Annotated in this window: 1 protein-coding gene; it reads right to left on the bottom strand. The window is 67.4% G+C overall.

Annotated elements, in window-relative coordinates:
- Nucleotides 1-17: 17 nt before the first annotated feature.
- Nucleotides 18-1,243, bottom strand: a protein-coding gene (locus tag ACIRFL_RS43855) for an IS3 family transposase (protein WP_404041383.1) whose coding sequence is annotated in 2 segments (ribosomal slippage) — nt 18-946 and nt 946-1,243 — 1,227 coding nt in all. Because the reading frame shifts where the segments join, the coding sequence is not laid out codon by codon here.
- Nucleotides 1,244-1,284: the final 41 nt, after the last annotated feature.

Genomic DNA, 1,284 nt, shown 5'->3' with positions numbered 1-1,284 from the left:
AGTCCGGCGGTCTTGTTTCAGGCGGACTGCGGGGTGGCTTCCTGTTGTCGCCACCAGTCGCGTTCGTACTCGGCGGGCGGTATGTAGTCGAGCGCGGAGTGGAGCCGTTCCTCGTTGTACCACGTGACCCACTGGAAGATCGCCCGCTCGACCTGGTCGACGTCCTTCCAGGGGCCCTGCATCTCGATCAGCTCGGCCTTGAAGGTGCCGTTCAGGGCCTCGGCCATCGCGTTGTCATAGCTGTCCGCGACCGAGCCGACCGAGGCCGAAGCCCCGACGTCGGACAGCCTCTCGGTATACCGAATGGACACGTATTGCGACCCGCGGTCGCTGTGATGAATGAGGCCGGAGTCCTTCTTGATCCTCCGTCTCCACAACGCCATCTCCAGTGCATCCAACGGCAGTTCGGTCCGCATGTGGTTCGCGACCTGCCAGCCGACGATCACCCGCGAGTACACGTCCAGGACGAACGCCACGTACGCCCAGCCGGACCAGGTGCGTACATACGTCATGTCCGCCACCCACAGCTGATTGGGCCGCGAGGCGGTGAAGTCGCGGTCGACCAGGTCGGGCGGGCGGGGTGCCGACGGCTCCGGCACGGTGGTCCGCCGGCGCTGCCCGCGGATGACGCCCTCCAGGCCCAGCTCACCCATCAGCCGCTCGACGGTGCAGCGGGCCACGACGACGCCCTTGCGCTTGAGGGCGCGGGTGATCCGCCGGGCCCCGTAGGTGCCGCCCGACTCGGCATGAACCTGCTCGATCAGCCGCATGAGCTGCTCGTCCCGCAGCCGGCGCGCGGACTTCGGCCGCTTTTTGCGGGCGTAGTAGGCGGACTCGGACCAGCCGAGCACCCGGCATACGGGCCCGACCCCGAAGCCGTCTTCCTTCAGGCTGTCGATCACCTGATCGGCCTCGTCCGGGGACGGTCGAGCTCCTGAGCAAAAAGCGCGCTCGCCGCTTTGAGGATCTCGTTCGCCCGCCTCAACTCCGCTACCTCTTTGCGAAGTTGCTTCAACTCCTCGTGCTCCGCGGTGGTGAGCCGGTCGTCGCGTTCCCCGGCGTCCGCCTCGGCCTGGCGGACCCAGCCGCGCAGGGCCTCCTTATGGATGCCCAGGTCCTTGGCGACATGGGCGATCGGACGGCCGGTGGTGCGGACCTCGCGGACAGCCCGCTCACGGAGCTCGTCCGGGTACTTACGTGGTGCTGGCACTGCTCGTGGTTCTCCTTCGCGCGCCAGGATCATAAGCCTGGCTTCAGGGACTCCACGAAACCGGGGTCAGCTCA

The sequence above is a fragment of the Streptomyces sp. NPDC102462 genome (assembly GCF_044765425.1).
Classification (GTDB): domain Bacteria; phylum Actinomycetota; class Actinomycetes; order Streptomycetales; family Streptomycetaceae; genus Streptomyces.
The sequence above is the reverse complement of the archived record's forward strand: the minus strand, read 5'-3'. Positions and strand labels throughout refer to the sequence as shown.